Here is a 19,368-nt window from a genome sequence, read left to right as displayed (position 1 = left end):
CTGTTATTGCGGCGCAATATAGGGATTTTGCCGCCAACCGCAATGGCGCGCGATCGGCCTGATCATGGGTGCGTTACAGACATTCGATATCCGTTGCGCGCGCTGTCGGCGATGCGGCACACTCGCGCCTGCCCGGCCGGCCGCAAGGCCGGCGACGCGACGCCTCACCGTAGCCATCCCATGAAGGTCCCGCGATGACTGAAACGCCTGAACCGCCCTTCGGGGCCATGCCCCAGTCGCTCTCCGGCAAGGAATTGCCGTCGTTCCGCTATGCGCTGGGCGATGCCCCCGCCAAGCAGTTCGACGGCGGCACGGCGAAGGAAGCCAATGTCAGCCAGTTTCCGGTCTCCGAAGCGCTCGCCGGGGTCTACATGACCTTGGAGCCCGGCGCGGTGCGCGAGCTGCATTGGCACGCCAATGCCGCCGAGTGGGCTTACATGATCGAGGGTCACGCGCGCGTCACCACTATCGATCCGGAGAACCAGGCGGAGGTCGTCGACTTCGGGCCCGGCGACGTCTGGTATTTCCCGCGCGGCCACGGCCATTCGATCCAAGGCTTGAGCGACGGCTGTACCTTCATTCTCGTGTTCGACAACGGCTATTTCTCGGAATTCGGCACGTTCTCGATCACGGACTGGCTGGGCCACACGCCGCACGAGGTGCTGGCCAAGAATTTCGGCCTGCCGGAATCGGCGTTCGCGAACTTTCCCGACCATGAGGTCTATATCGCCAAGGGCCCGGTACCGCCGCCGCTCGACGCGTTCCCTGCGCCCGGCACGCTCAACGTGCCCCCGCTGACCCACCGCTATCGTCTTCTCGCCCAGGCGCCCGAGCCGTTTCCGGGCGGCGAGATGCGGATCGCCTCGGAGGTGGAGTTTCCGATCTCGACGACGATGACGGGTGCGTTGCTGACGATTGCCCCGGGCGGGATGCGCGAACTGCATTGGCATCCGAATGCCGTGGAGTGGCAATACTATCTTACGGGCACGGGCCGCATGACCGTGTTCGGCTCGGGCGGGCGGGCGCGCACGGATGAATTCGCCGCCGGCGATGTGGGCTACGTGCCGCAAGGCTTCGGCCACTACATCGAGAACACCGGCGCGGAGGATCTCGAGCTTCTCGTCGTGCTCAACAACGGCACTTACGAGTCGATCTCGATCACCGCCTGGATGGCGGGGACGCCCGACCTGCTGCTCTCCACGAATTTCGGCGTGAAGGAAAGCGTGTTCGAAGAGATGCCCGGCGATGCGGTGATCATGCCCGAGGAGGAGTCCTAGGCGCGGTCGTCGGGTCGTTGGAAACGGCCGCGGCCGCTACGCCATTGCCGCGAGGGCGTGTTCCGACAGCCACCGCGTTAGCGCGCCGGCACCCATGGGCCCGGGCAGCGTCGCGGCCTGACCGGACCAGAGCGGGGAGAAGTCGCTCGAGCCTTCGGCCTCGGCCTTCGCACGCAGCGGCGCAATCGCCGGGCGCCCGCGCGGAAAATGTGGCGCCGCGGCGTTCATCGGTCCTTGTTCACGCATGAACCGGTTCACGACACCCCGTGCCGGGCGGCCGGTCAGCACGTTCGTCATGGCGGTTTCGCGCACCGGATCCGCCAGCGCCGCGCGGTGAAGCGGCGGCGTCCAGGCCTCGTCCGTGAGGAGGTAGGCCGTGCCGATCTGCACGGCGGCCGCACCCAGCGCAAAACATGCAGCGATTGCCTGCCCATCGGCGATGCCGCCCGCCGCGATCACCGGCAGATCGATGTTCGCCGCAATGCTCCGAACGAGCGCAAACGTCCCGACCTGACGCGAAACGTCGGTCTCCAGAAACATGGCGCGATGCCCGCCCGCCTCGGCGCCTTGGGCGATGATCGCGTCGACGCCGTTCTCAGCGAGGTAGCGGGCTTCGCGGAGCGAGGTCGCGGAAGAAATAACTTTGCAGCCGGTGTCTTTGACGCGCGCCAGAAGTGGCGCCGGGGGCAGCCCGAAATGAAAGCTGACGATCTCCGGTTTGGCCGAATCGATCGCGGCGCACTCGGCTTCCCCGAATGGCGCGTGGCCGGTCGGCAGCGGCAGATCCGGCGGCGCCACCCCGGCGGCGTCGAAATAGGGGGCGAGATGGGCAAGCCACGCGCGGTCGCGCTCCGGGTCCTCGGGCTCAGGCCTGTGACAGAAGAAATTTGCGTTGAGCGGGGCGTCCGTTTTTGCCCGGAAGGCGGCGACCCCGGCTTCGATCTCCGCCGGGCTCAGCACCGCGCACGGCAGCGCGCCAAGCCCGCCCTCCCGGGCAACCTCAATCGCCAGCTCGACCCCCGCCGAATTGGCCATGGGGGCGAGGAGAATCGGGACGTCGATGCCAAACAGGTCGAGAAGGCGTCGGTCAGGCCAGGTCATGACGACTTTGTACTACCGGCGCTGCCGTTCCGCTACGACCCTCGCAGCTTGCGAAGCGTGCGCAGCCGCAGCGCATTGAGCTTGATGAAGCCTTCCGCGTCCTTCTGATCGTAAGCGCCCTTGTCGTCCTCGAAGGTGACGATCTCGTCGGAGTAGAGCGACTTTGCGCTCTTGCGGCCGATGACGATGACATTGCCCTTGTAGAGCTTGAGCGTCACCTCGCCTTCCACGTGCTCCTGGCTCTTGTCGATCAACGCCTGCAGCATCTCTCGCTCGGGCGCGAACCAGAACCCGTAATAGACGAGTTCCGCATAGCGCGGCATGAGCTGGTCCTTCAGGTGCATCGCTTCGCGGTCGAGGGTGAGCGACTCGATGGCCCGGTGCGCGGCGATCAGGATGGTGCCGCCCGGCGTCTCGTATATGCCGCGCGACTTCATGCCGACGAAGCGGTTCTCGACGAGGTCGACGCGTCCGATACCGTTGTCGTGGCCGAGTTGATTGAGCTTGGTAAGGAGCGCCGCGGGCGATAAGGCCATGCCGTCGATGGAGACCGGGTCGCCCTTCTCGAAACCGATGGTGATGATCGTCGGCTCATCCGGCGCATCCTCTGGTGCGACCGTGCGTTGAAACACGTAGGCGGGCGGCTCCACGTTCGGATCCTCGAGCACTTTGCCCTCCGAGGACGAATGCAGCAGATTGGCGTCGACGGAGAACGGCGCCTCGCCGCGCTTGTCCTTCGCCACGGGGATCTGATGTTTCTCGGCGAACTCGATGAGATCGGACCGTGACTTGAAGTCCCAGTCGCGCCACGGCGCGATGACCTTGATGTCTGGGTTAAGCGCGTAATAGCCGAGTTCGAACCGGACCTGGTCGTTGCCCTTGCCGGTGGCGCCGTGACAGACGGCATCGGCGCCGGTCTCCTTGGCGATCTCGATCTGCCGCTTGGCGATCAGTGGCCGCGCGATGGAAGTGCCCAGCAGGTACACGCCTTCATAAAGCGCGTTCGCCCGGAACATCGGGAACACGTAGTCGCGCACGAACTCCTCGCGCAGATCCTCGATGAAGATCTCCTTGATGCCCAGCATCTCCGCCTTCTTGCGGGCGGGCTCGAGTTCCTCGCCCTGACCGAGGTCGGCCGTGAAGGTGACGACCTCGCAGCCATAAGTTTCCTGGAGCCATTTGAGGATGATGGAGGTGTCGAGACCGCCGGAATAGGCGAGCACGACCTTCTTGATATCAGCCATTCAGAAGTCCTGCCGAAGTCTTGGAGAGGCGCGCTTGCGGCGCGATTGCAGCGTTGGCCGGGACTATAGGCGCGGCGCGCCCGCGCGCAAGAGGTGCAGGAGCAACGAGCGGGATTGGCTAGTCGGGGTCGGCGCGCCGCAGCAGGGCTTGGCCCGAATGGCGCAAGCCCGCCCCCAATCGGGCGAGCCCCGTGCCGATACCGGCAAGAAGCGCGGCAATACCGCGATGCAGGGCGAAGGCTACTCTGTCGAGCTGCGCCTCCAGTCTGGCATCGTTGCGGCGTCCCGGCGCCAGGAGCAGGTAGTAGAACAGCAGCAACATGCCGACGGTGAAGATGCCGGCGAAGAGGACGTCGCTCAGAAAGTGCCGTCCGAACGTGACCCTCAAGCCACCGACGGAGATGCCGTAGAGCACCGCCGCGCCCACGGTGAAGGGCCGGGCGGCCGGGGGCGCGAGCATGGCCGGCGCGACGGTCCAGAAGGCGAGGCTGCCCTCGCCAGAGACGAAGGAGCAATTGCGGTGGCACGCGCCACCGGGCCGCCACCAGGGTTCGAAGTCGGCCTTGCCGCCGAATTGCTCCACCTGGTTGGGACGCGGGCGCCCCCAATTGTCTTTCAGAACCAGATTGGTGAGGACACCTGGCCCCGCGATGAACGATCCGACGAGGAAAAGCGCCACGGACGGTGCGATGACCATCTTGGTGCGGGGAAACACGAACTTCCGGATCAGCACGAATAGCGACGGGGCGACGAGGAGATAAGGGACCCAGTAGGCCAGGTTGCGTACCCTCTCCCAGTCCTCGTCGCGCGCCATCGGGAACCGGCCGGTTTGCGGATCGTAGAACAGAGACGCCGCCCATAGATCGATCTCCGGGAAAATCGCGAAGATCAAACCCAGGATCAGTCCGAGAGCCAGAGTCGCGAGCAGCAAGCGGCGCGCCACGCCTATCTCCTAACGTGAGGGAACCGGCCGCCGCGGGGATGCTGGCGGCGAGGTTCGCATGACCAAAATCAAGGCTTTATGGCGCAGCGCACGCACAATGCCAACAACAGCTATGGGATATCGCAAACCCAAATCCCCGTGACGATTTTATGATTGTTGCGCAACGAGCTGGAACCACACAGAGTGAGGTGTGTTGATTCTTTCGGGGGGTCCGAAGGAGTGCGTAGATGACGAAAGACACGATCGATACAGACGAAAAGCAGGAACAGTCGCGTGCGGCTCTGCTTCGCGAATTCGGCTATGCTTGGCGCCGCCGCCGCAGCCAGGCCAAGCGGTCCTGGCGCGAGACGGTGACGCTCTTCAAGCCGGAGCCCTGGCTCGTTGCCGTGGACCACGACAAGGCGCGTTCGCCCGTCAAGCTCCGCGACCTGCCAGAAGCCAGTAAATAAAACCACCGGCAAAGCCCGCCGTCGCGAAGATGGTCATGTACTCGCTCGCGGGCAGAGAGGGCGCGTCGGCTGCCGCGCCGGCCAGGACCGGAATGGCGGCGAGCGCCGCTCCCCCCGCCAGCACGTAGTACATCCACGAACGGACGTGCAGGACCTCACCGATGACAGCGGCGGCGAAAGCCGGCAGGGCCGTGAGCGCGGGGCCGACGGTCCCGATGAAGACGACAGCTCCGAAGGTCATCGCCACGCTCCGCTGCACGTCGGGATCCTGCAGGACCGGGTCCTGAAGCACGAAGGCGCGAAACTGCGGGTCCTCGACTGCAATCGCCCGTAGCTCGTCGCCCACCCACACCGATCCGAGTGCGAGCAGCACAACGAGCGCGACCCCGACGGCAACGCAGAACGACACGGCGACGACGATGCCGCGCCAAACGAAATGCCCGATCATGCGGCTTTTTGTTCCCCTGCTTTCCGTGACGCCTCCTGCTGTCGCGACTATAGAAGAAGCATCGCAGCCCCGGGGATCAGCATCATGCCTAGAATCGATTTCTGGTACGAGTTCGCCAGCACGTACTCTTATATAACCGCGATGCGTATCGCGAACGTCGCGGCTGAGGAAGGCGTCGTTGTCCGCTGGCGGCCTTTCTTGCTCGGTCCCATCTTCAAGGAACTCGGCTGGAACGACTCACCGTTCAATATCTATCCCGCCAAGGGGCGCTATATGTGGCACGACTTCGCTCGCGTGTGTGACGAAGAAGGCTTGCCGCTGCAACTGCCGCCGGTGCGCTTCCCGCAGAATGGCGTGAAGGCCGCGCGGCTCGCGCTTGCCGGCGAAGCGGACGGCTGGACGGCGGCGTTCACGCGCGCGGTCTTCACCGCGAATTATGCGGAGCAGCGCGACATCTCCGACGACGGGACGCTGAGGGACATTCTGTCTGGTATCGATGTCGATCCGGATGCCGCCTTCGAGGCGGCCAATGCGCCGGCCAACAAGGAAGCGTTGTTTGCCCAAGTCGACGAGGCCAAGGCCCGCGGCATCTTTGGTGCGCCGTCTTTCACGGTTGGCGACGAACTGTTTTGGGGTAACGACCGGCTGGAAGCGGCGCTGCGCTGGGCGAAGGGGTAGCTCTCAGGTCTGGTGGTCCTCGAGCCAGGCGATCACATCGGCGGTGTTCGAGGTCGGCGGGAACACCGGATAGAACACGTGCTCGATCGCGCCGTCGCGGATGATGAGCGTGAGCCTCTTGATCAGCCGCATGCCGTCCACTGTGAAAGTCGGCAGGCGCGGCGCCTCGGTGAATGCGAGCCGGACATCGCTCAAGATTTCGAATGGAAGATGGAGGCGTTCCGCCACCTCCCGCTGATAGGCCGTGTCCTGGGTGCTGAGTCCGAACACCCGCGCCCCGAGCCGGGCGAGATCGGCGGCGAGGTCGCGGAAGGCGCAAGCCTGCGGCGTGCAACCGCGCGCACCAGGGATGGCGTCCCACCCGTCTGGCAAGGGTTCGCCGGGCACGCCGGTACGCGGATAGCAATAGATAACCGTGCGGTCGGGACCGAGGCGGGCGAGGTTGACGTCGCGTCCCTTTGTCGAGGGAAGGACAATCTCCGGCACCGCCATGCCGGCAAGATGATCGCAGGCGCCGTCGTCGATGGGGCGGGGAAGGTCGTCCGGCAGGTCCTGCAGGCTGCTCAAGCCCGCGCCTCGTCGAGACGCGCGCTCGCGCGCTGCTTTAGGCTCGCGCTCTTGAGCTGGCCGCAGGCGGCCATGATATCGCGGCCGCGGGGGCTGCGTACCGGGCTTGCATAGCCGGCGCGATTGACGACCTCGGCGAATTTCTCGATCTGCTCCCAGTCGGAACACTCGTACGGCGCGCCCGGCCAGGGATTGAATGGAATGAGATTGATCTTGGCGGGGATCTTCTTGAGTAGGCGCACGAGCGCCTTCGCGTCGTCGATCGAGTCGTTCACGTCCTTCAGCATCACATATTCGAAGGTGATGCGTTTCGCGTTGGAGAGGCCCGGATAGGCGCGGCAGGCGTCCAGCAGTTCGGCGATGGGCCATTTGCGGTTGATCGGCACCAGCTCGTCGCGCAGCTCGTCCCGCACGGCGTGCAGCGAAATCGCCAGCATCGTTCCGGCTTCGTCGCCCCAGCGCGGAATCTCCGGCACGATGCCGGAGGTGGACAGCGTGATGCGGCGCTTCGATATGGAGAGCCCCTCGCCGTCGGCGGCGACGGCGCACGCCTCGCGGACGTTGTCGAAATTGTAGAGGGGCTCGCCCATGCCCATCAGCACCACATTGGTGATCTTCCGCTCGCCGGACGGCAGCCCCGTGGGGTCGTCCGGGACCGCACCGGGCCAATCGCCGATCCGGTCGCGCGCGAGCAAGATCTGCCCGACGATCTCCTGTGCGGTGAGGTTGCGCACGAGCCGTTGCGTGCCCGTGTGGCAGAAGGTGCAGTTCAGCGTGCAGCCGACCTGGCTCGAGATGCAGAGCGTACCGCGATCCTCTTCAGGGATGTAGACCGTCTCCACATCCTTGCCGTCCGCGAGCCGAAGCAGCCATTTGCGCGTCCCGTCGACCGAGACCTGCTCGGAGACGATCTGCGGCCGGTCGAGCGAATACCGCGCCGCCAGCGTGGCGCGCAAATCCTTGGCGACGTCGGTCATGGCGTCGAATGAGGTTGCGCCGCGCACATAGAGCCAGCCCCAAAGCTGGGCGACGCGCATGCGCAGCTGCCGCTCGGGCACGCCGGCGGCGGTCAGCCGGTCGCGCAGCGCTTCACGGCCAAGCCCGGCAAGGCTTTCCCTGGCAAGACTTTCCCGTGCGTGTATATCGGCGGTCTGCGGCTCTGCGGCCGAATCGATTGTGGCGGTCGTGGTCATGACAAATTGCCTTCTCGGCCCCTCATATCATGAGGCGGACCGAAAATGCCAAGATGCTGCGGACAGCCACCCGCATCGGGTGGCTTTCGAACCCGGAGGCCGGCGTGCCCGACAGTGAGGTAACAGGACTTCGGCGAACCCTAGCCGGACTCGGTGGCGCACTCCTTGGCGGCGCGCTCGATTGCACTCGAGGTGCCGCTTAGGGAATATTCGTCCGTGGTGTTGGTGCCGCGCGCCGACCGGCCTTTGACGGTCATGGCGCTCCCGGCCTTCAGCGCCTCGACGAGCTTCGCCTCGTCTTCCGGCTTCTCGACAAAGGCGCCCTCGTCCTTGGTGAACAGTTCGAACGAGTCGCTGCCGATCGTCACCGTGACCTTGCCGCCGGGCGGGAAGGGGTAGCCCATCTTCACGCTGATCTCGCCGGCGATTTTGTCACTGGGGTATTCGGATGTGTAGAAATAGATAGGCCCGCGCCGCACGTTCCGCGGCAGCGACTTACGAGGCTGCGAGACGGCAAAGCAGACCTTGGGGCTTCCTTGCGAAACGTAGGCGGCCCAGTCGTTGAATTTCTGAAGAAGCTTGACTTCCTGCGCGACGACCGGCGTTGCGCTGAACGCCACCACCGCACAAGCCGCTACAACGGCTCGGCGCATCTCCCCGTCCCCGTGTCGTGAGCAGTCTCTACGCATGAATGGCTGCAGTCTTCCCTAGTTATGGCCCAAAGGTCAACCCTGACGCCGCCGCTTGGGCTGCCCCTGGACATGGGGCGCCAGCTGCGGCGCTACGGCTCCCTCGCTGACCGGACGCGGGGCGAAACGACCCAACGCCCGAAGCCGGTCATACATTACGATTGCCCCTGCTGTCGCCACATTCAATGAGAAATTCGTCGGAATGCGAATTACCTGATCGCAGCGCGTGAGCAGCCCTGCACTCAGTACACCCCGTTCCGGTCCCAGCACGTACGCACACTGCAAGGGATGAGGAAAACTCGGCAGTTCTGTGGCGTCGTCCAGAATTTCGATCCCGACGAGGCTGCACCCCTTGGGAAGCTGCATCTCGTCTACCGTCTTCCAATGGTACACCGGCAGGTGGTTGCCGGCCTTGGATGTGTCCGAGCGCATCTCCAGAGCCCGGGCATCCGCGCCGACCGTGAACGCGAAGCTCGCACCGAAGGCGTGCGCCGACCGGAGCAGGCCGCCGAGATTTCCCGCTTTGGAAATACTTTCGGCACCGATGCCGAAATAGCCGCGCGTCCTCGAAGGGTTCGGTTTCACGAACCTTGTGTGCCACACGGAAGAGCCGAGCAAAAGGCGGCTCTGCATCCCGCCGGCCGCTCGGACTTGTGATGGCGGCGCGCTCGGGGCAAAAGGCATGAGAGGCAACGCGACCGGGAGCCCTTCTATGCGTGCAGTGCAGTTCAGCGAATTCTCAGGGATCGACGCGCTCAAGCTCGTGGAGGTCGCGGATCCTGCGCCGAAGCCCGGCGAGGTGGTCGTCAAGGTCACAGCGGTCGGTCTCAACTTCTTCGACACCCTGGTCCTGAGGAACAAGTACCAATTCACGCCGCGCCTTCCGGCCTCGCCCGGCGGCGAGATTGCCGGTGTCGTCGAGGCGCTCGGCGACGACGTCACCGACCTCACGATAGGCCAGCGGGTCATGGCGCATGTGGGCGGCAATGGCTGCCGGGAACGGCTGGCGATCGACGCCGCGCGCGCGATCCCGATACCCGACGGCGTCAGCGACGACGTGGCGGCGGGGGTTTCGGTCACCTACGGGACGGCGATGCACGGCTTCAAGGACCGGGCGAAGCTGCAGCCCGGCGAGAGCGTCGCGGTGCTGGGGGCGGCCGGCGGCGCGGGTCTCGCGGCCGTCGAGATCGCCAAGCTGATGGGCGCCCACGTCATTGCCGTCGCCTCCTCGGAGGAGAAGATTGCGCTCGCCATGCGACATGGGGCCGACGAGGGCATCGACTACGAGACCTGCGACCTCAAGACGGCGCTCAAGGAGCGGACGGCGCCCGGGGGGCTCGATGTGCTGTACGACTGTGTCGGCGGCGATGCGGCGGAGCCGTCTTTGCGCGCGCTGGGGTGGAAGGGCCGGTATCTCGTTATCGGCTTTGCATCCGGCGACATCCCACGCCTGCCGCTCAACGTGATCATGCTGAAGGGATGCGACGTGCTGGGCGTCTTCTGGACGGCGTTCGTGGACCGCGAGCCGGAGGCGCATCGCGCCAACACGCTGCAGGTTCTGAATTGGTGCCGGGAGGGGCGGCTCGCGCCGCACATCCACGGGACCTATTCGCTGGCCGAAACCAAGGAGGCCCTAAGGGTCATTCAGGAACGCAAAGCCAGCGGCAAGGTGATCGTCCGCCCGCAGGAATAGCGCGTTGTTGCGCTGTACGGGCTAGCTGTGGGCGGTTGCGCCCGGCAATGCCTTGTCCAGCGCCTGCGCGGCGGCCGCCCGGTGGACCGGCGTGATATTTGCCGACACGAGGCCGACCACGGCGGTCAGAAGCGCCATGTCGTCCGCGAAGCCGAGGCCCGCGACGATGTCCGGGATGACGTCGATCGGCATGATGAAATAGGCGAGCGCCGCGAGCAGCATGCCGCGCACGCGCATCGGCGTGTTTGGGTCCATGGCGCAGTAATACGCGGCGACAAGGTCCTCGACGAAGGGCACATGTCCGGCAACGCGCTTCAGCTTGCGCCAAAAGTTGCTGCGTACGTTTTGCTCGCGCTTGAGCATTGTTTCCACGGATATCTCCCGTCCCAAAGCGGCTTCACGGAGATCGGCCGCGTCTTCAAATGCGGTCATGGTCGACTGTCTGTCCGTTTGATGTGTGCGGGCGCAACTCTTTTATTATATGGGAGGTCGAGATCCCCCTCTCAAGTGGAGCACCAAGACCCGAGACATGACTGGAGACAACACCAATAACGCCGATATGGTCCGCCATCGGCTGCTGTTTGCGTGCCTCGGCAATATCTGCCGGTCGCCGATGGCCGAAGGCGTGTTTCGCCGCGTGGCCGAGGAGGAAGGCGTGGCGCATTTGTTCGAGATCGATTCGGCCGGGATGGGTGATTGGCACAAGGGTCAGGCGCCCGACCCCCGGGCCCAGAAGGCCGCCTTGGCGCGCGGGGTCGACATCTCCGCGCAGTCGGCGCGCAAGGTCGAACTCGAAGACTTCGAACACTTCGATCTGATCTTGGCCATGGATGGATCGAACATCGCCGACCTTCAGGACGTCGCGCCTCATGCCGAACGCCACAAGATCCGGCGCTTCCTCGACTTCGCGCCGCACCTTGAGGAGGACGACGTCCCCGATCCCTATTACGGCGGGGAGGCAGGCTTCGACCACGCGCTCGACCTCATCGAAGCGGCGTCAACGGGTCTGCTGACCGAGCTGATGCGCGAAGCCGACGCGGCGCCGGAGTCTTAAGGATCGATCCCGAAGAGCGGCGGGTGATCGAACTCGTAGCCGCCATAGTAGTCGTCGCCGTAGTCCACCTCCTCGTCATCGAGATCGTAGGCCGCCTCGACGACATAGGGGCCGCCGCCGACCGAGTTGCGCGACGAGTAAAGAACGAAACGCTTCACCGTGAAGGTCTCGGAGATCAGTCCGGCATTCTGAAGATAGGCGGCCACCGCATCTGGCCTGGTGCCGCGCAGGCGGGCGACCGTCACGTGCGGCGTGAACTTGCGGCGCTCCGGCGCGAGACCGGCGACCCGCGCGGCCCCATCATGGGCGTGCTGCAGCGCTTCGAGCTCGGGCGAGGGCGCGACGCAAGCGAAGATCGTACGGGGCTTCTTGCCGCCGAAGCTATCGAGACCGTTCAGCTTGACGGTGAAGGGCGCGGCGACCAATTCGCCTAGAGCCTCGGTGAAATCGCGGGCCGTCGCGCCGTCCACGTCGCCAATGAAGCGCAATGTGAGGTGGTAGTACTCCGGGTCGATCCAGCGGGCCCCATGGAGGCCGGCCCGTAGCATCGACAAACGATCGGCGATGCTCCTCGGTATCTCTATTGCGGTGAATAGCCTGGGCATAACCGAATCAACATGTTGTTGCGATTACGAGTCTCAGGGGCAAGGGTTAGGGTAGTCAAGGTGGATGTTCTCGATGTCCTCAAGAACCGCCTTAGGCAGCGTCAGATCCGCGGCATCGATATCGGTCTTGAGCTGCTCCATCGAAGTTGCGCCAATGATGACGGACGTCATGAAGGGGCGCGATATGGCGTAGGCGATCGCCATCTGCGAGGGGTCGAGGCCGTGGCGTCGGGCGAGCGCAACATAGGCTGATATCGCGCGGGGGCCGTTTCCTTGCTCGTAGCGTCCGAGCCGATTGAACAGAGTCTTGCGCGCGCCTTCCGGCAACGCGCCGTTCTCGTATTTGCCGGTCAGATAGCCCTGGCCAAGTGGTGAGTAGCCCAGAAGGCTGATCTGCTCTTCGTAGCTGATTTCGGAAAGGCCGACCTCGTAGGACCGGTTCACGAGGTTGAAGGCGTTCTGGATCGAGACCACCCGCGGCAGATTGTGCTGCTCGGCGAGCTTCAGGAAGCTCATCGTGCCCCACGGCGTCTCGTTTGACAGACCGATGAAGCGCACCTTGCCGCTCGCAACGAACTCGCCAAGCACTTCGAGAATTTCGTGGATGTTGTGGGCGTCGTCGCCGAGCCGCCGGTATTCCAGCCCTTCGAACACGCGGATGGGCCTGTCCGGCCAGTGGAGCTGGTAGAGGTCCACATAGTCCGTCTGCAGGCGCCTGAGGCTCTTGTCGATGGCCTCGCGCATCTGCGCCGGCGTCTGACGCGAGAGTACGGGTTCGTCACGTAGCCAGTCGATGACGCTGCTGCGCCCCGCCACCTTCGTGGCGATCATCACCTTGTCGCGGGCCTTCCGCGAGGCGAGCCAGGTTCCCACGATCTCCTCCGTGGCGCCCTGGGTCGCAGCCTTCGGCGGGATCGGGTAGATCTCCGCGGCATCGAAGATGTTGATGCCCTGCTCCACGGCGTAGTCCATCTGCGCGTGCCCCTCGGCCTCGGTGTTCTGCTCGCCGAAGGTCATCGTGCCGAGCGTGAGCGCGCTCACTTTCACGCCGGTGCGTCCAAGTTCCCGATACTCCATAAAATCTCCGTGGTTCCTGTTCCCTGCGTCTCCCAGAGTCACATTTTGCAAAGGATAACAACTTGTTAGCGGCTACCGTCCTAATCCAGTTGTTAAGGACTCTTGGCCTAGAAAGGTAGGTCAAACCAGCCCGGCGCGGGAGACCCGCCGGCCGGGCGCCGACAGGGATGGGATGCCCGCATGGGTGCGCTTAGGCCAGAAAGGCTACCGAGGGATTTGGGCAGCGCTGCGGCCACCGGGCCGTCCAGCCCGAACGAACGTTCATTTCATGAGCCGGCTCATGAGCCGCCCTTTTGGGAACCGTGGAGCCGCTATCTGCGGCGGCTCGTTCTCGGCGCGGCCTATGCGTTGCAGCCGCAGCGCATCGCGCTCCTGCCGCGGCTGTGGCAGATGACGCTTGCCTACTACCTGAGCCCCAAAAACGTGCGGGACCATTTGCCGGCGCGGCCCACCTACTACACCAACTGGGGGCTGGCCGGCATCAGCGATGACCTCGGCGTTCCGGCGCTCCTACACAACTACGCGCAGGGTTTGTTCCCGGTCTGCCATATCGGGCCGATGAAGTGGTGGTGTCCCTCGCTGCGGGCTGTGCAGGACCCGCGGAATGCCCGTGTCGGCCGAACCGTCCGGCGGCTCATCCGGCGGCACAGCTTCACGGTCACGATGGACACGGATTTTGTAGGCGTGATGGAGGCCTGTGCGCAGCCGCGGCCGGGGAAGACGCCGCTCACCTGGATCACGCCGAAGGTCATGCGGGCGTTCTACGCCGCCTACAGAGCCGGATACGCGCACTCCGTCGAGGTGTGGGACCGGCATGGCAGGCTGGTTGGCGGTCTCTTCGGCCTCGCCATCGGCCAAGTCTACTTCGGTGAATCCAAATTTTCCCGTTCGTCCCACGCATCCAAGGTCGCGGTCGCCTATCTGCACCGGCACCTCGCAGCTTGGGGCTACCGCCTCTACGATGCGAAATGGATGACGCCCCATCTGGCCGAAACCGGCTTCGTGGCGATGCCGCGCGACGACTTCCTGTCCTTGCTGCCGTGGTACACCTCGGAAGAGGGGCATGTCGGCCGCTGGTCTGTCGATCCGGCGCTCGACCCTGCGGATTGGTCCAAGGGGTGGGACGTCGCGTCGCCCACCCCGCCCGGCGCGGCGCCGCATGCGGCGTGAGTGCAGCGCGGATGCAATATTCGACCGAACGGCCCGACGTCTCCGGGGGCGCTGCGAGGGAAGGTGATTGGATGGCGTTCTTGCACCGGCACCTGAAGCCGTTCGTATCGACGTCGTCGCTTCTTTCGCTCGCGCGGATTGCCGGCGCGGCGGCGGGCTTCGCCACGCAGATCCTGCTGGCGCGCGCGCTCCACGCCTCGGCGCTTGGGCTGTTCTACTCCGTCACCAGCCTCGCCGCCGTCATGGGGGTCGTCGCCGCACTCGGCTATCCGGGGATCGCGTCGCGCTTCGTGTCGCGCTTCCGGGAAAAGAACCAGTACGGGCTGCTTTCGGCCTTCGTCATCCATGCCAGGACGGCGACGAGGCTGTGCGCCGCCGTCGCCACCGCTGCCGTGCTGGTCTTCGCGGCGATGTGGCCGGGGCTGAGCACGGAGGCCAAGCTTGCGACGGCCGCCGCCGCTCTCGCGATCCCGGCGAACGCGGCGCTGCGGTTCAACGGCGCGCTTGCGGCTGCCTTCCGAAAATTCGGGTTGGCCTATCTTCCGGATACGTGCATCCGGCCATTCATTCTGTTGGCCTGTCTGCTGCTGTTGGTCGAGCTGGGCGCGCCGCTGACCGCCGCGATCGCGACCAGTCTTCTGACGGTCATCTTCGTCGCCCTCGCGCTGGCGCAATATCTGCTGCTAGCGAGGGCGGTCCCCGCCGTGAGCCGACCCGCGACACAGGCCCCGCCGCGCTACGTGCGGATCTGGCGCCGCGAGGCGCCGCCGCTGATCCTGGTTGCGCTGTACACGTTCTTTTTCGCCGATGTGGACATTCTCCTGGTGACGCCGCTTCTCTCCAGCGCGGACACGGCCATCGTCGGACTTTGCCTCAAGCTGGCGCTCCTCGTTGGTTTCGCGGTCCAGGTCGCCCATCAGGTGACGGTGCCCGACCTCGCCGACGCCCATGCGCGCAAGGAGCACGACGCCATCGACGCCATCGTGCTGAAGGCGATCTTGTTCCCGCTCGTGGCGACGCTCGGCGCACTCGTCGTGGTCGCGCTCTGGGGTGAGACAATTTTATCGTTGTTCGGACCGGCGTTCACGGGCGCGAAGGTGCCGCTCCTGATCCTGCTCGCGTGCCAGCTGGTCCGTGTCTTCTTCGGGCCAAACGTGGCGCTGCTTTCGGTGATCGGCGCTCAGCGACAGAACGCAACGCTCGCCGTTACGGCCCTCGTGGTGCTCGCGTTGGCTAATTTGGCGCTTGTGCCGCCCTTGGGCGTCGTCGGGGCGGCGCTTGCCGTGGCCGTGGCGACGCTGGTGTGGCTTGGCACCTGCGCGGTGGTCCTATCGCGCGTGAGCGGGCTGCGCACCGACGTCCTGCATCTTGCGTCGCGTACCGCGCGAGAGCGCCGGAAGGCCCTCTAGGAGAATTTTGCCCTCTAGGTAAGCGCCGCCGCCGGGAGCGCGCCGATTTGCTCGGCTTCCACGGCGGCTTCCTCGCTGGCGAACATGTAGGTGAAGATAAGCCACAGAATGAACGCGGCGACCACGAAGATCGCGACGGCTTTGCCGAAGGCGCCGAAGGATAGGGGCATGAATGTGCACTCGTTTCGGGTTTGTCTTGTTGGGATTGTCTTGCGCCGCAACACGGCGGACACCAGTTCTTCGCGCCGCGACCCTAGCGCAACAGATGGATCGCGATCAATGAACTTGAAAAACAGACTTGAGCGACCGGGCGGACTGTTGGACACATATGTGCCGAAACTTGCTTTCCGACGACTTGCCGACGACACTCCGTCCACGGCGTTGGCGGGGGGTGTTGCCGTATGACCGAAAAGTCGAAGGATCTGATCGCGGCTCTGGACGCTCTGGAGGAAACCGTCGAGCGGCGTCAGGCGTCGCCCGATTCGTTGCTGTCGGAGCTTGCGACGCGTCTCTTGGGCTTCCCGCGCGATAGCGCTGAGCGTCCGCGCGCCCATCGCATGCTGGGCGTCGTCTACAGCCAGATGGGCCGCGACGCCGATGCGCTCAAGGAACTCGGCGACGCGCGGGGGCTCGCCGCGAAGTTGTCGCCGCCAAATTACCGCGAGTTGGGCAACGTCGCGCGCGCGATGTCCGCTATCTATGCGGCCTCGGGCGACGAACGTCTGGCTCGGGACGAACTGATCACCGCGCTGACCTTCACCGCAATCGGCGGCACACCCGACGAGATCGTGCGGCTCGTCGCCGATGTCGCGCAGAGCGAGCTGCAGGCGCGGCGCTTCGAGAACGGCGCACTTCTTTTCGAGTTTCTTCTCAAGGGCAACGACACCCTCAAAGTCCCCGACTACGCCGTCCACGACGCTCGTATCAGTCTCGTACAGGCGCTGAACGCGCTCGGTCGGCACGAGGAGGTTCCCGCCCACGTCAAGGTCTCCCACGCGACTTTGAGTGAAGACGACAGGCGCCTGCGTTTCCTGACGCAGATCGAGGCCGCCCGCGCGAGCGCGGGGCTCGGACGTCACGACGAGGCGGAGGGTGGGCTGCTGGTGGCCGAGAATTTCCTGCCCGAGGACGTTACGGCGATAGACCACTCCGAGTTCGTCGAGGCGGTGACGGAGCTGCAGGAGGTTCGCGCCGGGGAATCCGCCGTTGAGAGTTTGAAGCTTCTCGTTGCACAGTATACGGAGCAAGATGCTGCGGCGCGCATCGTTGTCGCCTGCCGCGCGCTCGCCAACGCGCTCCTGAAGCGAGGCGACGTTACCGGCGCCTTGGGGGCGCTCGGTTGCGCGCTGCGGGCGGCGCTACACGGGAAGCTCAAGGTGGCGGGCGAGCTGCGCACGGAAATTCTGCGGCGCGCGGGTGCCGACCGTCTCCTCGACCTCGCCGGCTCGAAGAGCCTGATCGGGCTCGACGGAGAACGCGAGCTACGGTTCGTGAAGCTCCGCCCGCTCGGCCACGGGAGCGCCGGTGACAGCGTGCTCGCGTTGGGTATGGACGACGGCGAAGAGGTCTCCCTCAGGACGCTGGATCTCAGCGCTCTCGGCGAGAAGGAGCGCGAGGCCGTGCTGTCCAGGGAGCGGCGCGCCTACGCAACGGTCGCGACGCTCCACGATGCGCGGATCGCCAAGATCCGCGACATGCGCCTCGCGCCGGACGGCTTGCTCTACACGCTGCAGCTTCGGCCGGAAGGCCCGACCCTTCGCGACCTCTACGCAGCGGGAACTGACCCGTCGCGCATGCTCTCGCTTCTGGCCGACACCGCCGGGGCGCTCAGCGTGCTGCACCGCCGCGATATCGTGCACCGCGACTTGACCCCCGACCACGTGGTCGTCGGGCGCGACAACCAGGGCCGCGAGCTTCCGGTGCTGATCGAGTTGGGGTTGGCGCCCGTCGCCGCGGCACCCGGCGTTGCCGGGTATCCAGGCGTGCCTCCGTACGTCGCCCCGGAGCAGGTGGCCGGCGGGGACGTCGACACGAGCGCCGACATCTACGCCCTCGGGCAGATGATCGCCGAGCTATGGGGCGGACGCGTGCCGGCGCGCGCGAACTTGGGGCGTCTCTGGAAGCGCGACGGCGAGGACCAGATGCCGCGCGACATCGGCGATCTGGTGCGCGGTATGACGGCGGCGGAGCCGAGCCGCCGCACGACGGACCTCGGCGACATCGTAGAGGTTCTCAAATCGCAGCAGGACCAGGCAGAGCCCAACGGATCACAGGATTAAGGCGCATGCCGCTCCGCCGCAATCGCATCGCCGGCCTGCGTGCCGCCTGAATGTGAAATGCGCGATACATCTCGTTTACACGTAATTTGGCCTGACCTCAGTAGGGTGGACCACCATGCGCCCGGTGCGAGTGCCGGACCGGCATTTGTGCAGCCTCACCGAGCCTCTTAGACCAGCTCACGCAGTCGCCCCCAAAACGCGCGCTGAGTTCTAACTAACTCAATTGCCTTGTTGCGGAGCCCGGCACGCACATCGTCGCCTTGATTCCACGCACGCCGCGTGGCCTCGATCAGTCGTTTAGCGGGGACGCCATCCGCGAAATCAATCACCTCGCAGCCACGCCCGAACAGATCTGCAAGGCCCAAAAATTTGCGGCGATAATGGTCCGATGCTGCGAAGGCAACGACCGGGACCCCGGCAGCGAGTGCAAATACGGCAGCATGAAAAGCCCCGGTTATCACCACACGGCACCGGCCCACGCGATTACTAAGTTCGGCCGGCGTCGTCGGCATCGGGGCGTCGTCCAGATTTACAGCGAGCCCCGATAGCGCGGACTCCATCGCGTCCCAGTCCGATGGGCCGACTATGTTGACAGGGAGCCGCACGACCGGCGCGTCAAAATGCGAAGAAACGTCGGCAATCGCCGTCCCGATGCCGTGTGCCACTTCGTCATTTACGTTGGCGTATTTTATGACACGAATTCCGAAACCGATGGCATTCGGCCGTTCCGCCCTCTCGCCTTCGAGCGCAATCTCGAGGGCGTCATCCCCGGTCATGTGGATCCGCTCCTCGGCGACACCTAATGATCTAAGAACTTTCGGCGAAGTCCGCGGGTCCCTGCAGCCGATGAGATCCACGTTGGCCAAGACGTCCCGTGCCTTGGGGGCGAGCTCGCGTCCAAAGGGTTCGAAGCCCGGGGACATGATGGCCGTAGGACGTCCAAGTCGCTGCGCGCCCGCCAGCGTATCGAGGAGACCGCGAGCATGACGCGCGAAGCTGTCGGTGAAGTAACCTCCCCCCGACAAAAGCACGAGATCACTGGATCGGAGTGCCTCGAAGTATGCCTCTGCGCGCGGTAGGTCCCACAGTTCCTTGGTGCGCCCACATAGAATACCGGGCGTGTTTACCTGGCGAGCGGCGGTTAGTGCCGTTCGCCTCAGCGGCCAGAGACCGTCGATCGGCCATCGTGAAGGATCGCCTGCTGCGAACCACTCTCGAGAATGAGCGGCGCCGTGCGAAATTGGCATCAGAGGCGAGCAGTGCCGAATGATGAGGTCGGGGTCGTCTGTTAAAACCCTGATCTCGGCGGTGGGAAACAGCTCCGACAGTCGCCTCCCGGCGACCTGATACAGCGCGATATCCCCGATATTCGACCACTGCGAGAAGTAGTTGGAGCAGTCGATTAGGATTTTCATCCGGCGGCGTTTCCCTGCTTACCGTTTGACCTTAGCTCAAGTACCAAAGGTTGCCTTCATGATCGTCTCGTCGCGCG

21 protein-coding genes are annotated in these 19,368 nt (G+C 64.9%); 8 read left to right on the top strand and 13 right to left on the bottom strand.

The annotated features are described in order from the left end of the window. The first annotated feature begins 194 nt into the window (after positions 1–194). Complete coding sequence (locus tag GL4_RS01405; protein ID WP_082025397.1) at positions 195–1,277, top strand: cupin domain-containing protein; 1,083 nt, start codon at positions 195–197, stop codon at positions 1,275–1,277. A gap of 36 nt (positions 1,278–1,313) precedes the next feature. On the opposite strand, the gene GL4_RS01400 is transcribed toward GL4_RS01405, so the two are convergent. From GL4_RS01400 to GL4_RS01390, 3 genes are all read right to left on the bottom strand, one after another. Beyond that, positions 1,314–2,378 (bottom strand): NAD(P)H-dependent flavin oxidoreductase, encoded by a 1,065-nt coding sequence (locus tag GL4_RS01400; protein WP_045363719.1) that lies wholly within the window; start codon positions 2,376–2,378, stop codon positions 1,314–1,316. A gap of 32 nt (positions 2,379–2,410) precedes the next feature. Beyond that, on the bottom strand, positions 2,411–3,622 hold the full coding sequence (locus GL4_RS01395; RefSeq protein ID WP_045363717.1) for an argininosuccinate synthase: 1,212 nt from the start codon (positions 3,620–3,622) through the stop codon (positions 2,411–2,413). Positions 3,623–3,740: 118 nt separating this feature from the next. After that, a complete protein-coding gene (locus GL4_RS01390) occupies positions 3,741–4,565 on the bottom strand; it encodes a phosphatase PAP2 family protein (RefSeq protein ID WP_052464035.1) in 825 nt (274 codons plus the stop codon). A gap of 227 nt (positions 4,566–4,792) precedes the next feature. Between GL4_RS01390 and GL4_RS01385 the strand changes: the two genes are divergently transcribed. Beyond that, positions 4,793–5,014, top strand: a complete 222-nt coding sequence (locus tag GL4_RS01385) for a hypothetical protein (RefSeq protein ID WP_045363714.1) — start codon at positions 4,793–4,795, stop codon at positions 5,012–5,014. On the opposite strand, the gene GL4_RS01380 is transcribed toward GL4_RS01385, so the two are convergent. Further along, positions 4,980–5,462, bottom strand: coding sequence for a hypothetical protein (locus GL4_RS01380; RefSeq protein ID WP_045363711.1), 483 nt, complete (start codon positions 5,460–5,462; stop codon positions 4,980–4,982). The two genes, GL4_RS01385 and GL4_RS01380, sit on opposite strands and share 35 nt — an antisense overlap. Before the next feature lie 84 nt (positions 5,463–5,546). On the opposite strand from GL4_RS01380, the gene GL4_RS01375 reads away from it, so the two are divergent. Then, a complete protein-coding gene (locus tag GL4_RS01375) occupies positions 5,547–6,140 on the top strand; it encodes a 2-hydroxychromene-2-carboxylate isomerase (RefSeq protein WP_045363708.1) in 594 nt (197 codons plus the stop codon). Positions 6,141–6,143: 3 nt separating this feature from the next. Here GL4_RS01375 and GL4_RS01370 read toward each other — a convergent pair whose 3' ends face one another. The 4 genes from GL4_RS01370 to GL4_RS01355 all read right to left on the bottom strand — a co-directional run bounded on the left by GL4_RS01370 (position 6,144) and on the right by GL4_RS01355 (position 9,174). After that, complete coding sequence (locus GL4_RS01370) at positions 6,144–6,707, bottom strand: peroxiredoxin (RefSeq protein WP_045363705.1); 564 nt, start codon at positions 6,705–6,707, stop codon at positions 6,144–6,146. Next, entirely contained in the window at positions 6,704–7,900 is a 1,197-nt protein-coding gene (gene rlmN, locus GL4_RS01365) for a dual-specificity RNA methyltransferase RlmN (RefSeq protein WP_045363702.1), read from the bottom strand. Before rlmN ends, GL4_RS01370 begins: the two co-directional genes overlap by 4 nt. A 140-nt stretch (positions 7,901–8,040) precedes the next feature. Next, positions 8,041–8,553 (bottom strand): invasion associated locus B family protein, encoded by a 513-nt coding sequence (locus GL4_RS01360; RefSeq protein ID WP_045363699.1) that lies wholly within the window; start codon positions 8,551–8,553, stop codon positions 8,041–8,043. A gap of 72 nt (positions 8,554–8,625) precedes the next feature. Then, a complete protein-coding gene (locus GL4_RS01355; RefSeq protein WP_045369204.1) occupies positions 8,626–9,174 on the bottom strand; it encodes an RNA methyltransferase in 549 nt (182 codons plus the stop codon). A 127-nt stretch (positions 9,175–9,301) separates the two neighbouring features. Between GL4_RS01355 and GL4_RS01350 the strand changes: the two genes are divergently transcribed. Then, positions 9,302–10,282 (top strand): NADPH:quinone oxidoreductase family protein, encoded by a 981-nt coding sequence (locus GL4_RS01350; RefSeq protein WP_045363696.1) that lies wholly within the window; start codon positions 9,302–9,304, stop codon positions 10,280–10,282. Between the two features lie 21 nt (positions 10,283–10,303). On the opposite strand, the gene GL4_RS01345 is transcribed toward GL4_RS01350, so the two are convergent. Then, the gene (locus GL4_RS01345; protein WP_425283178.1) at positions 10,304–10,714 is read right to left on the bottom strand and encodes a YkvA family protein; all 411 of its coding nucleotides are present in this window, start codon (positions 10,712–10,714) and stop codon (positions 10,304–10,306) included. Positions 10,715–10,811: 97 nt separating this feature from the next. Here GL4_RS01345 and GL4_RS01340 point away from each other — a divergent pair, with 97 nt between their 5' ends. Further along, the gene (locus GL4_RS01340) at positions 10,812–11,336 is read left to right on the top strand and encodes a low molecular weight protein-tyrosine-phosphatase (protein WP_208430892.1); all 525 of its coding nucleotides are present in this window, start codon (positions 10,812–10,814) and stop codon (positions 11,334–11,336) included. On the opposite strand, the gene thpR is transcribed toward GL4_RS01340, so the two are convergent. Then, positions 11,333–11,941, bottom strand: a complete 609-nt coding sequence (gene thpR, locus GL4_RS01335; RefSeq protein ID WP_045363693.1) for an RNA 2',3'-cyclic phosphodiesterase — start codon at positions 11,939–11,941, stop codon at positions 11,333–11,335. The two genes, GL4_RS01340 and thpR, sit on opposite strands and share 4 nt — an antisense overlap. 33 nt (positions 11,942–11,974) lie before the next feature. Beyond that, a complete protein-coding gene (locus GL4_RS01330; RefSeq protein ID WP_045363690.1) occupies positions 11,975–13,018 on the bottom strand; it encodes an NADP(H)-dependent aldo-keto reductase in 1,044 nt (347 codons plus the stop codon). Positions 13,019–13,234: 216 nt separating this feature from the next. Here GL4_RS01330 and aat point away from each other — a divergent pair, with 216 nt between their 5' ends. Both aat and GL4_RS01320 read left to right on the top strand, forming a co-directional pair. Continuing rightward, positions 13,235–14,188, top strand: a complete 954-nt coding sequence (aat, locus tag GL4_RS01325) for a leucyl/phenylalanyl-tRNA--protein transferase (protein WP_052464033.1) — start codon at positions 13,235–13,237, stop codon at positions 14,186–14,188. 71 nt (positions 14,189–14,259) lie between these two features. After that, positions 14,260–15,597, top strand: a complete 1,338-nt coding sequence (locus GL4_RS01320; protein ID WP_045369197.1) for a lipopolysaccharide biosynthesis protein — start codon at positions 14,260–14,262, stop codon at positions 15,595–15,597. A 14-nt stretch (positions 15,598–15,611) separates the two neighbouring features. Here the strand turns inward: GL4_RS01320 and GL4_RS17365 are convergent, their stop codons facing one another. Next, the gene (locus GL4_RS17365; RefSeq protein ID WP_156137343.1) at positions 15,612–15,767 is read right to left on the bottom strand and encodes a hypothetical protein; all 156 of its coding nucleotides are present in this window, start codon (positions 15,765–15,767) and stop codon (positions 15,612–15,614) included. Between the two features lie 231 nt (positions 15,768–15,998). Here GL4_RS17365 and GL4_RS01315 point away from each other — a divergent pair, with 231 nt between their 5' ends. Beyond that, complete coding sequence (locus GL4_RS01315; protein WP_045363687.1) at positions 15,999–17,876, top strand: protein kinase domain-containing protein; 1,878 nt, start codon at positions 15,999–16,001, stop codon at positions 17,874–17,876. Positions 17,877–18,043: 167 nt separating this feature from the next. Here the strand turns inward: GL4_RS01315 and GL4_RS01310 are convergent, their stop codons facing one another. Then, positions 18,044–19,291 (bottom strand): polysaccharide pyruvyl transferase family protein, encoded by a 1,248-nt coding sequence (locus GL4_RS01310; RefSeq protein WP_045363685.1) that lies wholly within the window; start codon positions 19,289–19,291, stop codon positions 18,044–18,046. Between the last annotated feature and the right edge of the window lie 77 nt (positions 19,292–19,368).

The organism is Methyloceanibacter caenitepidi (assembly GCF_000828475.1).
Lineage (GTDB): Bacteria > Pseudomonadota > Alphaproteobacteria > Rhizobiales > Methyloligellaceae > Methyloceanibacter > Methyloceanibacter caenitepidi.
Note: the sequence above shows the minus strand (reverse complement) of the source record. Positions and strands in the feature narration are given on the sequence as shown.